This is a genomic window from Nocardioides sp. GXQ0305, assembly GCF_050880345.1.
GTDB lineage: Bacteria > Actinomycetota > Actinomycetes > Propionibacteriales > Nocardioidaceae > Nocardioides.
Window position 1 is genome coordinate 178,043 of the sequence record NZ_JBNYXG010000004.1, and the last position, 18,478, is coordinate 196,520.

General features: G+C 72.6%; 19 protein-coding genes. 6 read left to right on the top strand and 13 right to left on the bottom strand.

Annotated features, from left to right (window positions below):
• Positions 1 to 32 precede the first annotated feature (32 nt).
• The 6 genes from ACQ1X7_RS12415 to uvrC all read right to left on the bottom strand — a co-directional run bounded on the left by ACQ1X7_RS12415 (position 33) and on the right by uvrC (position 7,199).
• Positions 33 to 1,262: a phosphoglycerate kinase gene (locus ACQ1X7_RS12415; protein ID WP_432478512.1), complete on the bottom strand. Its 1,230-nt coding sequence runs from the start codon at positions 1,260 to 1,262 to the stop codon at positions 33 to 35.
• Between the two features lies 1 nt (position 1,263).
• Positions 1,264 to 2,259 (bottom strand): type I glyceraldehyde-3-phosphate dehydrogenase, encoded by a 996-nt coding sequence (gap, locus tag ACQ1X7_RS12420; RefSeq protein ID WP_432478513.1) that lies wholly within the window; start codon positions 2,257 to 2,259, stop codon positions 1,264 to 1,266.
• Positions 2,260 to 2,347: 88 nt separating this feature from the next.
• Complete coding sequence (gene whiA, locus ACQ1X7_RS12425; RefSeq protein WP_432478514.1) at positions 2,348 to 3,337, bottom strand: DNA-binding protein WhiA; 990 nt, start codon at positions 3,335 to 3,337, stop codon at positions 2,348 to 2,350.
• A 40-nt stretch (positions 3,338 to 3,377) separates the two neighbouring features.
• A complete protein-coding gene (locus ACQ1X7_RS12430) occupies positions 3,378 to 4,364 on the bottom strand; it encodes a gluconeogenesis factor YvcK family protein (RefSeq protein WP_432478515.1) in 987 nt (328 codons plus the stop codon).
• Complete coding sequence (gene rapZ / locus ACQ1X7_RS12435; RefSeq protein ID WP_432478516.1) at positions 4,357 to 5,220, bottom strand: RNase adapter RapZ; 864 nt, start codon at positions 5,218 to 5,220, stop codon at positions 4,357 to 4,359. The genes ACQ1X7_RS12430 and rapZ overlap by 8 nt, the downstream gene beginning before the upstream one ends.
• Complete coding sequence (gene uvrC, locus ACQ1X7_RS12440) at positions 5,220 to 7,199, bottom strand: excinuclease ABC subunit UvrC (protein WP_432478517.1); 1,980 nt, start codon at positions 7,197 to 7,199, stop codon at positions 5,220 to 5,222. The genes rapZ and uvrC overlap by 1 nt, the downstream gene beginning before the upstream one ends.
• A 151-nt stretch (positions 7,200 to 7,350) precedes the next feature.
• Between uvrC and ACQ1X7_RS12445 the strand changes: the two genes are divergently transcribed.
• Positions 7,351 to 7,977 (top strand): fasciclin domain-containing protein, encoded by a 627-nt coding sequence (locus ACQ1X7_RS12445; protein ID WP_432478518.1) that lies wholly within the window; start codon positions 7,351 to 7,353, stop codon positions 7,975 to 7,977.
• Positions 7,978 to 8,024: 47 nt separating this feature from the next.
• On the opposite strand, the gene ACQ1X7_RS12450 is transcribed toward ACQ1X7_RS12445, so the two are convergent.
• Together ACQ1X7_RS12450 and uvrA are read right to left on the bottom strand one after the other, a co-directional pair.
• Complete coding sequence (locus ACQ1X7_RS12450; RefSeq protein ID WP_432478519.1) at positions 8,025 to 8,444, bottom strand: Rieske (2Fe-2S) protein; 420 nt, start codon at positions 8,442 to 8,444, stop codon at positions 8,025 to 8,027.
• Positions 8,445 to 8,531: 87 nt separating this feature from the next.
• A complete protein-coding gene (uvrA, locus tag ACQ1X7_RS12455) occupies positions 8,532 to 11,525 on the bottom strand; it encodes an excinuclease ABC subunit UvrA (RefSeq protein ID WP_432478520.1) in 2,994 nt (997 codons plus the stop codon).
• 116 nt (positions 11,526 to 11,641) lie between these two features.
• Here uvrA and ACQ1X7_RS12460 point away from each other — a divergent pair, with 116 nt between their 5' ends.
• On the top strand, positions 11,642 to 12,358 hold the full coding sequence (locus ACQ1X7_RS12460) for a maleylpyruvate isomerase family mycothiol-dependent enzyme (RefSeq protein WP_432478521.1): 717 nt from the start codon (positions 11,642 to 11,644) through the stop codon (positions 12,356 to 12,358).
• A complete protein-coding gene (locus ACQ1X7_RS12465; protein WP_432478764.1) occupies positions 12,358 to 13,029 on the top strand; it encodes an MBL fold metallo-hydrolase in 672 nt (223 codons plus the stop codon). The genes ACQ1X7_RS12460 and ACQ1X7_RS12465 overlap by 1 nt, the downstream gene beginning before the upstream one ends.
• A 25-nt stretch (positions 13,030 to 13,054) precedes the next feature.
• Here the strand turns inward: ACQ1X7_RS12465 and ACQ1X7_RS12470 are convergent, their stop codons facing one another.
• From ACQ1X7_RS12470 to ACQ1X7_RS12490, 5 genes are read right to left on the bottom strand one after another with little or no spacing between them, the layout of a single operon-like run.
• The gene (locus ACQ1X7_RS12470) at positions 13,055 to 13,576 is read right to left on the bottom strand and encodes a cytochrome b (RefSeq protein WP_432478522.1); all 522 of its coding nucleotides are present in this window, start codon (positions 13,574 to 13,576) and stop codon (positions 13,055 to 13,057) included.
• The gene (locus ACQ1X7_RS12475) at positions 13,573 to 13,932 is read right to left on the bottom strand and encodes a hypothetical protein (protein ID WP_432478523.1); all 360 of its coding nucleotides are present in this window, start codon (positions 13,930 to 13,932) and stop codon (positions 13,573 to 13,575) included. The genes ACQ1X7_RS12470 and ACQ1X7_RS12475 overlap by 4 nt, the downstream gene beginning before the upstream one ends.
• Positions 13,932 to 14,441 (bottom strand): DinB family protein, encoded by a 510-nt coding sequence (locus ACQ1X7_RS12480; RefSeq protein ID WP_432478524.1) that lies wholly within the window; start codon positions 14,439 to 14,441, stop codon positions 13,932 to 13,934. Before ACQ1X7_RS12480 ends, ACQ1X7_RS12475 begins: the two co-directional genes overlap by 1 nt.
• Before the next feature lie 60 nt (positions 14,442 to 14,501).
• Complete coding sequence (locus ACQ1X7_RS12485; RefSeq protein ID WP_432478525.1) at positions 14,502 to 15,362, bottom strand: DUF222 domain-containing protein; 861 nt, start codon at positions 15,360 to 15,362, stop codon at positions 14,502 to 14,504.
• Positions 15,363 to 15,371: 9 nt separating this feature from the next.
• Positions 15,372 to 15,719 (bottom strand): hypothetical protein, encoded by a 348-nt coding sequence (locus ACQ1X7_RS12490; RefSeq protein ID WP_432478526.1) that lies wholly within the window; start codon positions 15,717 to 15,719, stop codon positions 15,372 to 15,374.
• 290 nt (positions 15,720 to 16,009) lie between these two features.
• On the opposite strand from ACQ1X7_RS12490, the gene ACQ1X7_RS12495 reads away from it, so the two are divergent.
• The 3 genes from ACQ1X7_RS12495 to ACQ1X7_RS12505 are packed head-to-tail and all read left to right on the top strand — an operon-like array spanning position 16,010 to position 18,472.
• Positions 16,010 to 16,834 carry an MBL fold metallo-hydrolase gene (locus ACQ1X7_RS12495; protein WP_432478527.1) on the top strand — a complete coding sequence of 275 codons (825 nt, stop codon included), beginning with the start codon at positions 16,010 to 16,012 and terminating at the stop codon, positions 16,832 to 16,834.
• Complete coding sequence (locus tag ACQ1X7_RS12500; protein ID WP_432478528.1) at positions 16,824 to 18,089, top strand: threonine synthase; 1,266 nt, start codon at positions 16,824 to 16,826, stop codon at positions 18,087 to 18,089. The genes ACQ1X7_RS12495 and ACQ1X7_RS12500 overlap by 11 nt, the downstream gene beginning before the upstream one ends.
• Positions 18,086 to 18,472 (top strand): VOC family protein, encoded by a 387-nt coding sequence (locus tag ACQ1X7_RS12505; protein WP_432478529.1) that lies wholly within the window; start codon positions 18,086 to 18,088, stop codon positions 18,470 to 18,472. The genes ACQ1X7_RS12500 and ACQ1X7_RS12505 overlap by 4 nt, the downstream gene beginning before the upstream one ends.
• Positions 18,473 to 18,478 lie beyond the last annotated feature (6 nt).

The following is an 18,478-nucleotide window of genomic DNA, read 5'->3' on the forward strand; positions in this document are numbered from 1 at the left end:
GGGGGTGGCTCCTTCGGGGCGTGCAGGGATGGTCAGCGTGACAGGACGGCGATGCCGGGCAGCTCGGTGCCCTCGAGGTACTCGAGGCTGGCACCGCCGCCGGTGGAGATGTGGCCGAAGGCCGCCTCGTCGAAGCCGAGGGTGCGCACCGCTGCGGCGGAGTCGCCACCACCGACGACCGACAGCCCGTCGACCTCGGTGAGCGCCTGCGCCACCGCGCGGGTGCCGTCGGCGAACGCCGGGGTCTCGAAGACCCCCATCGGGCCGTTCCAGAACACGGTCCGGGCCGCGCGTACGGCGTCCGCGAACGCCGCACCGGACTCGGGGCCGATGTCGAGCCCGAGGCTGTCGGCGGGGATCGCGTCCGCGGCCACGACCCGCGGCTGCGGCTCCCGGTCGCCGGAGGGGAACGCGGTGTCGACGACCACGTCGGTCGGCAGCACGATCTCGACACCCGTCTCGTCGGCCCGGGCGAGGTAGTCGCGGCAGGTGTCGACCTGGTCGTCCTCGAGCAGGCTCGACCCGACCTCGTGGCCCTGGGCCTTGAGGAACGTGAAGACCATGCCGCCGCCGATCAGCAGCCGATCGGCCTGGCCCATCAGGTTGTCGATGACGCCGAGCTTGTCGGAGACCTTGGACCCACCCAGGACGACGACGTAGGGCCGCTCGGGGTCGTGGGTGAGGCGACGCAGCACATCGACCTCGGCCGCGACCAGCCCGCCCATCGCGGACGGCAGGTGGAGGGCGATGTCGTAGACCGAGGCCTGCTTGCGGTGGACCACCCCGAAGCCGTCGCTCACGAACGCGTCGCCCAGCTTGGCGAGCTCGCTGGCGAAGGCGCCCCGGATCTCGTCCTCCTTGCTGGTCTCGCCCGGGTTGAAGCGGACGTTCTCGAGCACCGCCACCTGGCCGTCGTCCAGCCCCGCGACCGTCTCGGTGGCGCTCTCGCCGACGGTGTCGGTGGCGAACGCGACGTCGCTGCCGAGCAGCTCGCCGAGCCGCGCCGCGACCGGCCGCAGCGAGTACGCCGGGTCCGGTTCACCCTTCGGCCGACCCAGGTGCGCCATCACGACGACACGGGCGCCGGCCTCGGCCAGTCGCCGGATGGTCGGGACGCTCGCGCGGACCCGGCCGTCGTCGGTGATCCTTGCCCCACCATCGGGAGCCGTGTCGAGCGGCACGTTGAGGTCGGACCTGACCAGGACGCGCTTGCCCCTCAGGTCGCCCAGCGAGTCGATGTCGGCGACGTCGTGGCCGGCCACGTCAGAGCGTGGACCCGACGTGGAGGATCAGGTCGGCGAGCCGGTTGGAGTAGCCCCACTCGTTGTCGTACCAGCCGGCGACCTTGACCTGGTTGCCGATCACCTTGGTGAGTGGCGCGTCGAAGATGCACGACGCGGGGTCGGTCACGATGTCGGAGGACACGATCGGGTCGGTGGAGTAGCGCAGGAACCGGCCGTCGGCCGCCGCCTTCACGATCTCGTTGACCTCGTCGACGGTGGTGTCGCGCGGGGCCTCGAACGAGAGGTCGGTGAGCGAGCCGGTCGGCGTGGGGACGCGGAGTGCGTAGCCGTCGAGCTTGCCCTTCAGCTCGGGGAGCACCAGCCCGATCGCCTTGGCGGCGCCGGTCGACGTCGGCACGATGTTGATCGCGGCGGCGCGGGCGCGACGCGGGTCCTTGTGGATGTTGTCCTGGAGGTTCTGGTCGGCGGTGTAGGCGTGGATCGTCGTCATCAGGCCCTTGGTGATGCCGAGCCCGTCGTTGAGCGCCTTCGCCATCGGTGCCAGGCAGTTGGTGGTGCACGACGCGTTGGAGATCACGGTGTGCTGCTCGGGGTCGTAGAGCTCGTGGTTGACGCCCATCACGACCGTGAGGTCCTCGTTCTTCGCCGGCGCGGAGATGATGACCTTCTTGGCCCCGCCGTCGACGTGCGCCTTGGCCTTGGTGGCGTCGGTGAAGAAGCCGGTGGACTCGACGACCACGTCGGCGCCGAGGTCGCCCCACTTCAGGTTGGCGGGGTCGCGCTCGGCGAACGCCGCGACCTCCTGGTCGCCCACCTTGATGGCGGACTCGGTCGAGGAGACGTCGGCGTCGAGCCGACCCAGGATCGAGTCGTACTTGAGCAGGTGCGCCAGCGACGCGTTGTCCGTGAGGTCGTTGACGCCCACGATCTCGATGTCGGCGCCGGAGGCCCGCACGGCGCGGAAGAAGTTGCGGCCGATGCGGCCGAAGCCGTTGATGCCTACGCGAACGGTCACAGCAGGTCACTCCTGGAAAAGGCTGGTCGGGTCGCTCCCGACCCTATCGCTAGGAGGCTCGGCGGACGACGCCCGTCCGCCGCTTGGCTCAGGCCTCCTCGGCCAGCATCTCCGGCGTCAGCGACGCCTCCGTGTCGGGGATGCCGAGCTCCTCGGCGCGCTTGTCGGCCATGGCCAGCAGGCGACGGATCCGCCCGGCGATGGCGTCCTTGGTGAGCGGCGGGTCGTGGAGCTGGCCCAGCTCCTCGAGCGAGGCCTGCTTGTGCTCCAGCCGGAGGGCGCCCGCCTGGCGGAGGTGGTCGGGCACCTCCTCGCCGAGGATCTCCAGCGCCCGCTCGACCCGGGCTCCCGCGGCGACCGCGGCGCGGGCCGAACGACGCAGGTTGGCGTCGTCGAAGTTGGCGAGCCGGTTGGCCGTGGCCCGGACCTCGCGACGCATCCGCCGCTCCTCCCACGCCATCAGCGACTCGTGGGCCCCCAGCCGGGTCAGCAGCGCGCCGATGGCGTCGCCGTCGCGGATCACGACCCGGTCGACGCCGCGCACCTCCCGCGCCTTGGCCTGGATCCCGCCCAGCCGGCGGGCCACGCCGACCAGGGCCAGGGCCGCCTCAGGGCCGGGACAGGTCACCTCGAGCGACGACGACCGGCCGGGCTCGGTCAGGGATCCGTGGGCCAGGAAGGCGCCCCGCCAGGCGGCGACCGCGTCGCAGCCACCCCCGGACACCACGGCGGGCGGCAGGCCGCGCACCGGCCGACCTCGCTGGTCGAGCAGGCCGGTCTGCCGGGCCAGCGCCTCGCCGTCCTTGACGATGCGCACGAGGTAGCGGCTCCCCTTGCGGATGCCGTTGCCCTGGACCATCACCACGTCGGACTGGTGGCCGTAGACCTCCGAGACGTCCTTGCGCAGCCTCCGGGCGGCCGCGCCGGTGTCGAGCTCGGCCTCGATGACGACCTTCCCGCTCACCAGGTGGAGCCCGCCCGCGAAGCGGAGCATCGAGGACACCTCCGCCTTGCGACAGCAGGTCTTCGTGGTCGGGGTGCTGGCCAGTTCAGCCTTCACCTGAGCCGTCATCGCCATGGGGCTGATCCTGCCACGCGCGTCAACAACCCTCGCGGCGTCACTCCCCCTCGAAGATCGACCGGTAGGCGGCCGCGAGCAGCTCGTGGTCGTGCCGTGGGGCCGGCGCTCCCGACCCGTCGTCCTCGGCGACCTCGGCGAGGGTGAGGCCGCCCCCCAGCGCGCTGACGGCGTCGTGCAGCACCCCCACGTCGCCGACGGTGCGCGGGTCGGCGAGGACCCGGTCGACCCGCAGCTCGGGGGCGTAGGCCAGGAGCGCCCGCAGGTGGTCGTCGGGGCCCCAGTCCTGGGTCTCCCCCTGCTGGCCCTCGAGGTTGAGCACGACGAGCCGTCGTGCGGAGGTCTTCGCGAGCGCGCGGCGCAGGTCGGGGACCAGCAGGTGCGGGATCACCGAGCTGAACCACGACCCGGGGCCGAGGACCACCCAGTCGGCCCGGAGGATCGCCTCGACCGCCTCGGGACAGCCGACCGGGTCGGCGGGGTCGAGGGCGACCGAGACGATCTCACCGGCGGTGGTGGCGACCTCGACCTGGCCGCGGACGGTGGTCGTGGTGGACCGGTCGGCACCGTCGACGCCGCGGAACTCGGCCGTGATGTCCATCGGCGTCAGCGCCATCGGCAGCACCCGGCCCCGCGCGCCGAGCAGGCGCCCGACCCAGTCGAGGGCCCGGACGTGGTCGCCCAGCTGCTCCCACAGGCCGACGATCAGCAGGTTGCCGATGACGTGGCCGTTCATCTCGCCGTCGCCCGCGAAGCGGTGCTGGACGACGTCGGCCCAGGTCCGGCCCCACTCGTCCTCGCCGCACAGGGCGGCCAGCGCCATCCGCAGGTCGCCGGGCGGGAGCACCCCGAACTCGCCGCGCAGCCGGCCCGAGGAGCCGCCGTTGTCGGCGACCGTGACCACGGCGGTCACCTGGTCGAGGGTGAGGTCGTCGTGGAGTCGCCGCAGCGCGCTCAGCGAGGCGTGCAGGCCGTGACCGCCTCCCAGCGCCACGGCGGACTGGGCGGTCGGCCGCACGTCACTCACGCCCGAGGTCGCGGTGGGTGGCCCGCGCGTCGTAGCCGAGGTCGACCAGGCGCTGCGAGATCTCCTCGGTCATGGCCACGCTGCGGTGCTTGCCCCCGGTGCAGCCGATGGCGACGGTCATGAACCGCTTGCCCTGCTCGAGGTAGCCGGCGGCCACCCGTTCGAGCACCGGGAGGTAGCCGTCGAGGAACTCCATCGCCCCGGGCTGGCTCTTCACGTAGTCGACCACCGGGGCGTCCTTGCCGGTGAGGTTGCGCAGCTCGGGCACCCAGTGGGGGTTGGGGAGGAACCGCATGTCGGCGACGAAGTCGGCGTCGACGGGGATGCCGTACTTGAAGCCGAAGCTGATCACGGTGACCAGGAGCCGGGACGCCTGCTCGCCGCCGAACGCCTGGCCGATCCGGTCGGTGAGCTGGTGGACGTTGAGGTTGGAGGTGTCGATCACCAGGTCGGCGCTGCTGCGGACGTCGCGCAGCACCACCCGCTCGCGGCGCAGGCCGTCGAGGAGCCGGCCGGTGCCCTGGAGCGGGTGGGGACGGCGTGCGGCCTCCTGGCGCCGGACCAGGACCTCGTCGCCGGCCTCGAGGAAGAGCAGCGTGGTGTTGCGACCGGTGGCGCCCTGGGCGAGGTTGGCGGTCAGCGACTGGAAGAACGACCCGGAGCGGACGTCGACGACCACGGCGATCGGCTGCTCGACGCCGCGGCTCTCGTCGACCAGGCGGACCACCTCGCGCAGCAGCGTCGGGGGCAGGTTGTCGACGACGTAGTAGCCGAGGTCCTCCAGCTCCTTGGCCGCCGTGCTGCGACCGGCCCCCGTCATGCCGGTGACCACCACCAGCTCGCCGCCGTGCTCCATCAGCCCTCCTCCAGCTCACCGGTCGTGGTGTTGACGGACACAGTCTGGCCACCCGTGGCCGCCACCGCATCCTTGATCGCGGCGGCGGTGCGGGCCCCGATGCCGGGCACCTGGGCGAGGTCGTCGACCGTGGCCGCGCGCAGCTTGCGCAGCGAGCCGAAGTGCTTGAGCAGGGTCTTGCGGCGTACCTCCCCCAGACCGGGCACGTCGTCGAGCAGGCTCTCGACCATCGACCTGGACCGCCGCGAGCGGTGGTGGGTGATGGCGAACCGGTGGGCCTCGTCGCGCACCCGCTGGAGCAGGTAGAGGCCCTCGGAGCTGCGCGGCAGGATCACCGGGTCGTCCTGGTCGGGCACCCAGACCTCCTCCAGCCGCTTGGCCAGGCCGCACACCGGGATGTCGTCGAACCCCAGCTCCGACATCGCCTCGCGGGCGGCCGCGACCTGCGGCGGACCACCGTCGACGACGACCAGTCCCGGCGCGTACGCGAACTTCCGCGGCCGGCCGGTCTCGGGGTCGACCAGCATCGGACCGGCGTCGGTCACGACCTCGGTCGAGCTGCCGAGCTCGTCCTGCAGCCGGCGGAACCGTCGGGTGATCACCTGCTTCATGTGAGCCACGTCGTTCTGTCCGACAGGCCCGTCCGAGGGCCCCCGGATGACGAACCGGCGGTACTCGCTCTTGCGGGCCAGGCCGTCCTCGAAGACCACCATCGAGGCCACCACCTCGGTGCCCTGGAGGTTGGAGACGTCGTAGCACTCGATGCGCAGCGGCACCTCGTCGAGCTCGAGGGCCTGCTGGATCTCCTCGAGGGCGCGGTTGCGGGTGGTGAGGTCACTGGCCCGCTTGGTCTTGTGGAGCGCCAGCGACTGGGCGGCGTTGGTCGCCACGGTGTCCTGGAGCGTCCGCTTGTCGCCGCGCTGCGGCACCCGGATCCGGACCCGGCTCCCCCGCAGGTCGCCCAGCAGCTCCTCGAGCACGTCGCTGTCGGGCGGCAGCGTCGGCACCAGCACCTCGCGCGGGATGGTGTCGGCGTCGCCGGACGCGCCGCCGTAGAGCTGCAGCAGGAAGCCCTGCACCAGCTCACCGGTGTCGCCCTCGTCGACGCGGTCGGCGACCCAGCCACGCTGCCCGCGGATCCGGCCACCCCGGACGTAGAAGATCTGGACGGCCACCTCGAGCGGGTCCTCGGCGAGCGCGATCACGTCGGCGTCGGTGCCGTCGCCGAGCACCACGGCCTGCTTCTCCAGCGCCTTGTGGAGGGCGCCGAGGTCGTCACGCAGCCGGGCCGCCCGCTCGAAGTCCTCGGCCTCGGAGGCGGCGTACATCTCGCGCTCGATCCGCCTCACGAACGCCGCGGTGCGGCCGGCCATGAAGTCGCACAGGTCGTCGACGATCGCGCGGTGGTCGTCGGCGGAGATGTTGCCGACGCAGGGCGCCGAGCACTTCCCGATGTACCCCAGCAGGCAGGGCCGGCCGATCTGGCCGTGGCGCTTGAAGACGCCGTTGGAGCAGGACCGCATCGGGAACACCCGCAGTAGCTGGTCGACCGTCTCGCGGATCGCCCAGGCGTGGGAGTAGGGACCGAAGTAACGGGTGCCGCGCTTCTTGGCGCCGCGCCCGACCATCACGCGGGGGAACTCGTCGCCGACGGTGACGGCGAGCCACGGGTAGGACTTGTCGTCGCGGTACTTGACATTGAACCGGGGGTCGAACTCCTTGATCCAGGAGTACTCCAGCTGGAGCGCCTCGACCTCGGTCTTGACCACGGTCCACTCGACGCTCGCCCCGGTCGTGACCATAGTGGCCGTGCGGGGGTGGAGGTTGCCGATGTCCTGGAAGTAGGACGACAGCCGGGCGCGGAGGTTCTTGGCCTTGCCGACGTAGATCACGCGCCCGCGGGCGTCCCGGAACCGGTAGACACCCGGCCGGGTCGGGATCGACCCCGGCTCGGGACGGTAGGACGCGGGGGTGGCCACTCCTCAACCCTACGGCGCGCCACCGACGGCGCCCGGCGGCCCGGAGCCGGGACTCGCGCGGGTGGCCACGGCCACGCAACCGTTCGCGTCGTCCCGGACGAAACCCGGTGGGGGGATTCTCTCCCGTCCGTCGATCCCGAGGAGAAACGTCATGCACAAGGGCACCACCGCCGCCGGGGCAGGCATCCTCGCCCTGGCCCTCTCGGTCCTACCCGCACCTGCCCAGGCCGACCCGCCCGGGACCACGAGCCTGGCCGAGGTCCTGGCCGCCGACGGCCTGGAGCTCGACACCGACTGGCAGGACTTCGACATCCTCGACCAGGCCGTCAACGACGTGCTCGCTGCCAAGCCGGACAGCGCGGTGGCGCTGCTGGCCGACGGCGAGACCGAGCTCACGGCGTTCGCGCCCCGGGACAAGGCGTTCCGCTCGCTGGTCAAGCAGCTGACCGGCTCCCGGCCGCGCAGCGAGGAGGCGACGTACGCCGCCGTGGGCTCGCTCGGCGTCGACACCGTCGAGTACGTGCTGCTCTACCACGTGGTCACGGGCCCGCCGATCACGTTCGAGCAGGCCAAGGCCGCCGACGGCGCCACGCTGACGATGGCCAACGGGGTCACGCTCACGGTCGACTACAAGCCCCGGCGGGACCGGCTCTACCTCGAGGACGCCGACCCCGACAACAGGAGCGCGGTGGTGATCCCGTGGCTCGCCGACATCAACGCCGGCAACCGTCAGATCGCCCACGGCATCAGCCAGGTCCTGCGCCCGGTCGACCTCTGAGCCGCGCCGGCCGTCGAGGGCCTCGCCGCGCTCGGGCGGCGGGGTCCTCAGGCCAGTGAGATCTGGTCGCCCTCGACGCTGACCTGCACCGCCGCCAGCGGCTCGGTCGCCGGCCCGGTGACCACGCTGCCGTCCTCGGCGGAGAAGGCGCTGCCGTGGCAGGGGCACATGATCTCGTTGTTCTCCACCTTGCCGACGATGCAGCCCTGGTGGGTGCAGACGGCGGTGAACGCCTTGAACTCGCCCTCCGCGGGCTGGGTGACCACGACCTCCTCGTCGCTGTTGATCGTCCCGCCGCCGACCGGGACGTCGGCCGTGGTGGCGACGGGGCCGCCCCCTCCGCCGGATCCGCCGTCCGCGGAGTCCGAGCCGCCGTCGTCACCGCCGCACGCCGCGAGCAGCGGGGTGGCCAGGCCGAGGCCGGCGGTCCCTGCGATCACGCGGCGGCGTCCGAGGTCAGCGGTCATGGTGTCCTCCGGTCGGTGCGAGACGGATGTCGGTCAATCTAGCCACCCGGTGGGACGGTCCGACCGGTCCGGTGGTTCACCCGATCCTCAGGAGGCCCGCTGGCGGGTCCGCTTCGCGGGCGCCTTCCTGGCCGCCGTCTTCTTCGCGGTCTTCTTCGCCGCCGACGGAGCCGACGTCGTCGCGGGCGCCTTCCGGGTACGGCGCTTCGGCTGCGCCGCCTCCCGGCCCTCGAGCATCGGCCGGAGGAACGCGCCGGTGTGGCTCCCGGGGTCGGCCGCGACCTCCTCGGGCGTGCCCTCGGCGACGACGAGCCCACCGCGGGACCCGCCCTCGGGACCCATGTCGACGATCCAGTCGGCGGTCTTGATGACGTCGAGGTTGTGCTCGATCACCAGCACGGTGTTGCCCTTGTCGACCAGGCTCGAGAGCACCCCCAGCAGCCTGCGGATGTCCTCGAAGTGGAGGCCCGTGGTGGGCTCGTCGAGCACGTAGACGGTCCGGCCCGTCGAGCGCTTCTGCAGCTCGCTGGACAGCTTCACCCGCTGCGCCTCGCCGCCGGACAGCGTGGTGGCGGGCTGGCCGAGCCGGACGTAGCCGAGCCCGACCTCGCACAACGTCGTCATGTGACGCGCGATCGCCGGCACCGCGGCGAAGAAGTCCTTGGCCTCCTCGATCGGCATGTCGAGGACCTCGGCGATGGTCTTGCCCTTGTAGTGGACCTCGAGCGTCTCGCGGTTGTAGCGGGCGCCGTGGCAGACCTCGCAGGGCACGTAGACGTCGGGAAGGAAGTTCATCTCGATCTTGATCGTGCCGTCGCCGGAGCAGGCCTCGCAGCGGCCGCCCTTGACGTTGAACGAGAACCGACCCTGCTGGTAGCCGCGCATCTTGGCCTCCGGGGTGGAGGCGAACAGCTTGCGGACGTGGTCGAAGACCCCGGTGTAGGTCGCAGGGTTGGACCGCGGCGTGCGGCCGATCGGCGACTGGTCGACGTGGATGACCTTGTCGACCTCGGCCACCCCGCTGATCCGCCGGTGCCGGCCGGGCACCGCACGCGAGCGGTAGAGCTGCTTGGCGAGCGAGGTGTAGAGGATGTCGTTGACCAGCGTCGACTTGCCCGAGCCGGACACGCCCGTCACGGCGACGAACAGGCCGAGCGGGAACGCGACTTCGATGTCCTGGAGGTTGTGCTCACGGGCACCGTGGACCACCAGCTCGCGCCCCTTGGTGCGCGGGCGGCGTACGGCGGGGACGGGGATCTCGCGGCGTCCCGAGAGGTAGGCACCGGTCATCGAGTCGGCGTGGTCGAGCAACCCCTGCACGTCGCCGGAGTGGACGACCTGGCCACCGTGCTCGCCGGCGCCGGGGCCGATGTCGACGACGTGGTCGGCGACACGGATGGTGTCCTCGTCGTGCTCGACGACGATCAGCGTGTTGCCGAGGTCCTTGAGCCGGACCAGGGTCTCGATCAGCCGGTGGTTGTCGCGCTGGTGGAGGCCGATCGAGGGCTCGTCGAGGACGTAGAGCACCCCCACGAGGCCCGCACCGATCTGGGTGGCCAGCCGGATCCGCTGCGCCTCGCCGCCCGACAGCGAGCCGGAGGGCCGATCGAGGGAGAGGTAGTCGAGGCCGACGTCGAGCAGGAAGTTGAGGCGCTCGAGGATCTCCTTGAGGACCCGCTCGCCGATCTGCTTCTCGCGGGCCGTGAGGTCGAGCGCGCGCAGGAAGTCGGCGGTCTCGTTGATCGGCAGCGCGCAGACCTCGGCGATGCTGCGCTCACCGACGGTCACCGCCACCGACACGGGCTTGAGCCGCGAGCCGCCGCACGCCGGGCACGGCACCTCGCGCATGAAGCCCTCGAACCGCTCCCGGCTGGTGTCGGACTCGGCCTCGCGGTGGCGCCGCTCGATGTAGCTCTGCACGCCCTCGAACTGCGCGTAGTAGGACCGCTCGCGGCCGTAGCGGTTGCGGGTGACGACGTGGACCTTGGTGGGGTGTCCCCAGAGGATCGACTTCTGCTGCTTCGCGGTGAGGTCCTCCCACGGGGTGTCGAGGTCGAACCCGAGCTCGTCGCCGAGCGCGCCGAGCAGCCGCTGGAAGTAGTCGGCGACGTGGGCCTGGCCCCACGGCTGGATGGCGCCCTCGCCGAGGCTGGCCGTCGGGTCGGGGACGACCAGCTCGGGGTCGACCTCGAGCCGGGTGCCGAGCCCGTGGCACTCCGGGCAGGCGCCGAACGGCGAGTTGAACGAGAACGACCGTGGCTCGAGCTCGTCGGTGTCGATCGGGTGCTCGTTGGGGCACGACATCTTCTCGGAGAACCGCAGCTCACGACCGGGGTCCTCTGCCCCGGAATCCAACGGAGCGAGGTCGACGAAGTCGAGCAGCACCAGGCCACCCGCGAGGTTGAGCGCGGTCTCGACCGAGTCGGTGAGCCGGCGCTTGGCGGACTCCTTGACCGCGAGCCGGTCGACGACCACCTCGATGGTGTGCTTGCGCTGCTTGTCGAGCTTGGGAGGGTCGTCGAGGGTGTGGGTCTCGCCGTCGACCCGGGCCCGCGAGAAGCCCTGGGCCTGCAGCTGCCGGAACAGCTCGACGTACTCGCCCTTGCGGCCGCGGATCACCGGCGCCAGGACCTGGAACCGGCGACCCTCCTCGAGCGCCAGCACCCGGTCGACGATCTGCTGGGGCGTCTGCCGCTCGATCGGCGCGCCGCACGTCGGGCAGTGGGGGCGGCCGATCCGGGCGAACAGCAGCCGGAGGTAGTCGTAGACCTCGGTGATGGTGCCGACGGTCGAGCGGGGGTTCTTCGACGTGGACTTCTGGTCGATCGACACCGCGGGCGAGAGGCCCTCGATGAAGTCGACGTCGGGCTTGTCCATCTGGCCCAGGAACTGGCGGGCGTACGCCGACAGCGACTCGACGTAGCGGCGCTGGCCCTCGGCGAAGATCGTGTCGAACGCCAGGCTCGACTTGCCCGAGCCCGAGAGGCCGGTGAAGACGATGAGCGCGTCGCGAGGCAGGTCGAGCGAGATGTCCTTCAGGTTGTGCTCACGCGCGCCCCGGATGATGAGCTGGTCGGCCACTGCGGTCCTTCGGGTCTGTCACAGGTCGTTTCGAACAAGTGTTCGGCATCACGGCCGTCGCGGCAACCCGCCACGCCGACGCATCCCACACTCTCATGTCGGGCAAGATGGAGCCCATGGCGGATCTCGCGGACATCGATCGGCAGCTCGCCCACCTCGTGGACGCGGGCCCGCGACTGGTGCGGGGCGTCGACCGCCTGAGCGGCGACGACTGGTCCGCCCCGTCGGGGCTGCCCGGCTGGACCCGGGCCCACGTCGTGGCCCATCTCGCCCTCAACGCGGAGGCCCTCGCCGGCGTGCTGCGGGGCGAGGTCGAGGGTGCGCCGGTGCCGATGTACGAGTCGCAGGACGCCCGCGACGACGACATCGAGGAGCTCGCCGGCGCCGACCACGCCGCGCTCCGGGAGCGGCTGCTGGCCGGGACCGCGGAGTTCCCGGAGGCCGTCCAGGCCGTGCCGCCGGACCGGTGGGAGGGGCGCTTCGAGCGCACCCGCGGCGGGCCGACGCTCCCGCTCCGGGCGGTGCCGCTGATGCGCGTGCGCGAGATCGAGATCCACCACGTCGACCTCGACGTCGGGTACTCCCCCGACGACTGGCCGCGGCAGTTCGCCGAGGAGCTGGTCGACGGCATGCTCAAGCGGCAGCAGCCCGACGAGGCCTTCGCGGTCCGACCCCTCGACTCCGACCGCACCTGGGAGACGGGCGAGCCCGGCGACGACCCCGTCGTCGTGACGGGTCCCGTGGCCCAGGTGGCGTGGTGGCTCACCGGCCGTACGCCGGGCGAGCAGGTGTCGTGCAGCCGCGGCCAGCTGCCGCGGATCGGCGGCTGGTGATGGCCTACACCGGCGCCGTCCGGCCCGGCGGCGAGCCCGACGTCCGCGAGCTGTCCCGGCTGCGGGTCACCAAGGTCGCCGTCGACCCCGAGATGTCCAACAACTGCTACCTGCTCACCTGCCTCGACACCGGTGAGCAGGTGCTCGTCGACGCCGCCGCCGAGCCGGGCACCCTCCTCCCGCTGCTGGGTGAGGGCGGGCTGAGCACGGTCGTCACGACCCACCAGCACTGGGACCACCACCGCGCCCTCGCCGACGTCGTCGCCGCGACGGGCGCCGTCGTGGTCGCCGGCGCGCCCGACGCCGACGCGATCACCGAGCAGACCGGCGTACCGGTCACCCGCCGGGTCGGCGACGGCGACACCGTTCAGGTTGGCTCCACCGAGCTGCGGGTGATCGCGGTGGCCGGCCACACCCCGGGGTCGATCTGCCTGGTGCACGACGACCCCGACGGGCACGCCCACCTGTTCACGGGCGACTCCCTCTTCCCCGGCGGCGTTGGGGCGACGTTCGGCGACGACGACGCCTTCCGGCAGCTGATCGACGACGTCGAGACCAAGCTGTTCGGCACGCTCGACGACGACACCTGGTTCTACCCGGGCCACGGCGACGACTCCACCCTCGGGGCAGAGCGTCCGCACCTCGCCGAGTGGCGGGAGCGGGGCTGGTAGCCCTCCCACACCACGCCCGGAGCGGTCAGAGCATCCGGCGCAGCACGCGGGGTCTCAGGTTGGTGAACAGGTGGGCCGCCAGGGCCACGTAGAACGCCAGGTGCGCGCCGACGTGGAGCGGCAGCACGTCGTCGTCGCCCGCGGCGACCAGCGCCAGCCCGCTGAGCGGCACCACGAACAGCAGGGCGAGCAGAGCGCGCTCGGTCCAGTGCGCGAGCCGGCGCTGGCCCTCGGACAGGTACTCCGACCACGGCGGCAGTCCCGCCACCCGCCTCCACCCCAGCCGGACGACGGCGAGGAGCAGGATCGTCAGGCCGAGCGCCACGTGGACCCGGAGCAGGGTCTCCGGGTCGTCGAGGTAGCCCGAGCCCTCTCCGCCGCGGCCCCGGCCGCTCTCTCCGCTCCGCCCGCGGCCCCGCCCCCGGCCGGAATCGTCGGCGTCCATCAGGTAGCCCACCGTGAACTGGGCCGCGACCGCCAGCACGGTCAGCCAGTGCAGCGCCTTGGTCAGCCAGCCGTAGCCGGCGGGTCCGTTGCGCAGCGTCACGCCGCCGCCTTCCGGCCGCCGGGCACCGGGATCGCGCCCCAGGCCGCCCCGAGCAGTGCAACGCCGACGACCGACGCCCACAGCGGCGGGTCCAGCGGCACGATGAAGACGCTGACCCCGGCGACCACCGCCACCGGCGCCAGCCACGGCAGCGCCGTCCGGGCGACGCGGAGGGCGACCGCCCAGGCGACGTACGCCACGAGGACGGTCGCCAGCCACTCGGTGAGCCCCGCACCGACGCACTCGCCGGCCGACATCGAGCCGCAGGACCGTTCCCGCGCCTGGAGGAAGGCGACGGCCCCTCCGGCCACGCCGAGGGCCACCAGCCCCGAGACGGCGACCCCGCGCCACGGCATCAGTAGTACCCGGTCTCTCCGTCGAGCAGCTCCCGGACCAGGTCGAGGTGGCCGGCGTGCCGGGCGGTCTCCTCCAGCATGTGGAGCAGCATCCAGCCCAGCGTCGAGCCGGCCGACGGGAACTGGCCTCCGACACCCTGTTCGTCGAGGTCGTGGGCGGCGAGCACCTCGTCGCTGCGTCGGCACTGGGCGTCGTACGACGCCAGCACCTGCGAGAACGAGCGGTCGCCGACCTGGAACTCGGAGTCCTCGACGCCGTCCCAGCCGGGGCCGTCGGGCTCGCGGCCGAGGAACGCGTGCTCGAACCACAGCTGCTCAGCCCAGGTCAGGTGGGAGACGATCCCGGCGACCGTCATCAGGGGCGAGCCCGGGATCACCGAGCGCCGGGCGTCCGCCTCGGACAGCCCGTCGCACTTCATCACGACGATGCCGCGCTGCAGGTCGTACCAGCCCAGCAGGGCGGTGCGCTGGTCGGCGTCGAACGCGGGGCGCTGGCGGGTGGGTGGCATGCGCGCAGCCTCTCCGGCAGCGCGCCGCCGGTCAAACGGGCTGGTCGAGGACGGCGCGACCTAGCGCCGTCGCCGGAACCGGACGTCCCCGTCGGCGAGCCGACGCAGGTCATAGCGACGGTCGTGGGCGCGATGGTGGTGGTGGGAGCACAGCAGGAGCCCGTCGGCGAGGTCGGTCGTCCCGCCGTCGACCCACGTCGCGGCAGCGTGGTGGGCCTCGCACCATGCAGCGGGGACGTCGCAGCCGTCGGCGCGGCAACGGCGGTCGCGCACGGCCATCGCGCGTCTCTGGGCGGGGGTGAACAGGCGTCGCGCCCGGCCTAGGTCGAGCACCTCGGAGTCGCCCCCGAGGACGGCCGGGACGAGCCGTGCGGAGCAGGCCAACCGACGGGCCTCGGCCGCGCTGATCGGCGTGTCGCCCACGAGGGCGACGCCCAGCCCGCTGAGCAGCTCGTCGAGTCCGACGGTGACCACGACCGTGGTCGCGTCACCGCCGTGCAACGGCATTCGACGTGGATCGACGCTCTCGAGGAACGCGCCGAAGGCCTCCCCGAGACGTCGCCCGTACGGACGGCGGTCGCGGGTGTCGGCGAGCCTGCGGGGCGAGGTGAAGCCCTCCAGGTAGGTCAGCAGCCGGTCGACCACGAGGTCGGACGTGCGGATCCGGACGTCGGTGGTGCCGTCGCCGCGTCGGCGGGTGGTCAGCCAGGCGTGGCGGGCGGCGTGGGCCTCCTCGCGCTCCAGGGCGCGGCGCTCCTCGTCGTCGGCCACCTCGGGAGCCACCACGTCGAGGATCCTGCGACCGAGCACCCGGAGCTGCCGCGGACCGAACCGGGCCGCCTCGGCCACCAGACGCTCCTCGGCCAGGCGCTCGACGTCGGCACCGACGTGAGCGGGCAGGTCGTCCAGCGCCCGGACCACGACCTCTGCCTACGCACGGTTGACCTCGCCGGCCCGCAGCGCCTCGGCCAGGACCGGCCGGTGGCGTTCGAGCCTCGTCGCGAGCCCGAGGTCGCGCCGACACTCACCGCGGTCGAGACGCGCCCGGTGCGCAAGCCACGCGGCGACGTCGCGCGCCCCCTCGTCGGCGGCGACCTGGCCCGACGCCGCCATGACGCGCAGCCGCAGCTCGGCGAGTCGGGCCTCGAGGCGGGTCAGCTCGAGCAGAACCGTGCGCTGGTCGGCGACGTCCATGAAGACCGGGTCGACGTCGGCGACGTCCTTCAGCGCGCCGTCGATCGTGGTGGTGGCGGCGACCACGGGGTGGACGACGTTCATGCGCGCGCTCCGGAGGCTGGACTGACTGGCCGTCCGGGGCAGTGCCGGCTCTCTCCCGTGTCGACGCCGTCGGTTCGCAGGAACAGCCCTGGAAGCACTCCCGATCTGGTCGGGCCAGAGGACTACGGCATCTGTTGCGGCTGGCGCCGCGCGCTTGTGCCAAGCAGAACACATGTTCGAGTACGCCGCAATCTCTTGTCCACCGGCGGACTCGCCCGAACCGACCTCCTTGCCCCCACCCGTATACGGTCTCGACCAGAGCGGTGCCGACGACATTCCGGAGGAGCGCAGTGCTGACGCAGGTGGCGGAGGGCGTGCTGGTCCACCAGAGCGAGCTGCTCGCGAACAACGCCGTGGCCGTGGAGGGCCGGGCAGGGGTGCTCCTCGTCGACCCCGGACTGACGGACGACGAGATGACCTGCCTCGCGAACGACCTTCGCGAGCTCGGCCAGCCCGTCGTGGCCGGGTTCGCGACGCACCCGGACTGGGACCACGTGCTCTGGCACCCCGAGCTGGGCGAGGCGCCCCGGTACGGCACCGCCCGCTGCGCGGAGTTCATGCGGGACCTGCGGTCGAACCCGGACTGGAAGGCCCGCGCCGCCGAGGGGCTGCCGCCCGAGATCGCCGACGAGACACCGCTGGACCTGTTCGGGCTCGTCACCGGTCTGCCCGCAGGCGCCGAGGAGATCCCGTGGGACGGTCCGCGGGTGCGGGTCATCGAGCACCCGGCTCACGCCCCGGGCCACGCCGCCCTGCTGGTCGAGGAACGCGGGGTCCTCGTCGCCGGCGACATGCTCTCGGACGTCTTCGTCCCGATGCTCGACGACGTCGACGGCACCCGTGACCCGGTCGAGGACTACCTGGCAGGGCTGCAGGCGCTCGAGCGGGTGGCGGACGACGTCGACGTCGTCGTCCCCGGCCACGGGTCGCCCGGCGGCGCCGGGCAGACACGCGCCCGGATCGAGCGCGACCGCGCGTACCTGGAGGCCCTGCGTGCCGGCCGGGCCCCCGACGACCCGCGGCTCGACTCGCCCCCGCCCGGCTGGGAGTGGGTCCGCGACATCCACGAGGGGCAGGCCCGGAGCGTCGCCCAGCGGAACCAGCGTGAGGGGTAGCCCGGCGGTGCCGTTCTCGTCCCTGTCCCACCTCGAGTGCTCACGGACCGGGACGGCCTACGACGCCGACACGGTCCAGGGCCTGAGCGAGGTGGGGGCGCCCCTGCTGGCGCGCTACGACCTCGAGCAGGTGCGGGCGGGCGTCACGCCTGCGGACCTCGCCGGACGCGCTCCCGACCTGTGGCGCTACCACGAGGTGCTCCCGGTCCGGGACCCCTCGCACGTGACGACCCTCGGTGAGGGGATGACGCCCCTGCTGCCGCTGCCGACGTACGGCGCCGCGATCGGCGTCCCCGGCCTGCTGATGAAGGACGAGGGGTTGATCCCGACCGGGACGTTCAAGGCGCGGGGGGCCGCGGTCGGGGTCTCGCGAGCGCGGGAGCTCGGCGTGAAGGCGGTCGCCATGCCGACCAACGGCAACGCGGGCGCCGCCTGGTCCCTGTACGCCGCCCGCGCGGGGATCGGCAGCCTGGTCGTGATGCCGCAGGACGCGCCCGAGATCACCCGCCGCGTGTGCGTGGCGGCGGGCGCGGAGCTCTACCTGGTCGACGGCCTGATCAACCACGCGGGCGCGCTCGTCCGGGCCGCCGTCGAGGAGCGCGCGGGCTACCAGGAGGTGTCGACGCTCAAGGAGCCCTACCGGATCGAGGGCAAGAAGACGATGGGCTACGAGATCACCGAACAGCTCGGCTGGCGGGTCCCCGACGTGATCCTCTACCCGGCCGGTGGCGGCGTGGGCCTGATCGGCATCCACAAGGCGATGCGGGAGATGCAGGAGCTCGGGTGGATCGGCGAGGAGAGGCCACGACTGGTGGCCGTCCAGGCCGACGGCTGCCGGCCGATCGTCGACGCCTTCGACGCCGGTGCCGACGAGTCGGAGCTGAGGGACGGCACCCACACCCTCGCGTTCGGCATCAACGTGCCGAAGGCGCTGGGCGACTTCCTGGTGCTGCGGGCGGTGCGTGAGAGCGGCGGCACGGCCGTGGCCGTCAGCGACGACAGCATCCTCGACGAGGTGCGGGCCGTGGCCTCTGCCGAGGGCTCGTGGGTCTGCCCCGAGGGCGCCGCCTGCTTCGCTGCCGCCCGCCAGCTCCGCGAGAGCGGCTGGATCGCCGAGCACGAGCAGGTCGTGGTGCTCAACACCGGGACCGGGCTGAAGTACCCCGAGACGGTGGCCGCCGACGTCCCGGTGCTGCCGCGGGACGGGTCGGTGCCGACCGCAGCCGCCGACCTGTCGGGGAGGTCCTGGACGTGACCAGCAGGTTCACCGACCTGGCGGTCGACTGTGCGGATCCACGCGGCCTCGCCACCTTCTGGTGCGCCGTCCTCGGCTACGAGGTCCGCGAGGCCGACGACGGCCTCGTCACCATCGGACCCGCCCGCGAGACCGGCTCCGCCGAGCGCGGCCCGGTGCCACCGACCCTGACCTTCGCCCGCGTGCCGGAGGGCAAGACCGTCAAGAACCGGCTGCACGTCGATGTCAACCCCAGCGACCGCGACCAGGACGCCGAGGTACGACGGCTGCTCGACCTCGGCGCCCAGCACGCCGACGTAGGCCAGGGCGACGAGGACAGCTGGGTCGTGCTCGCGGATCCGGAGGGCAACGAGTTCTGCGTCCTGGCCGCCCGGCGCCCCTGACGGGCG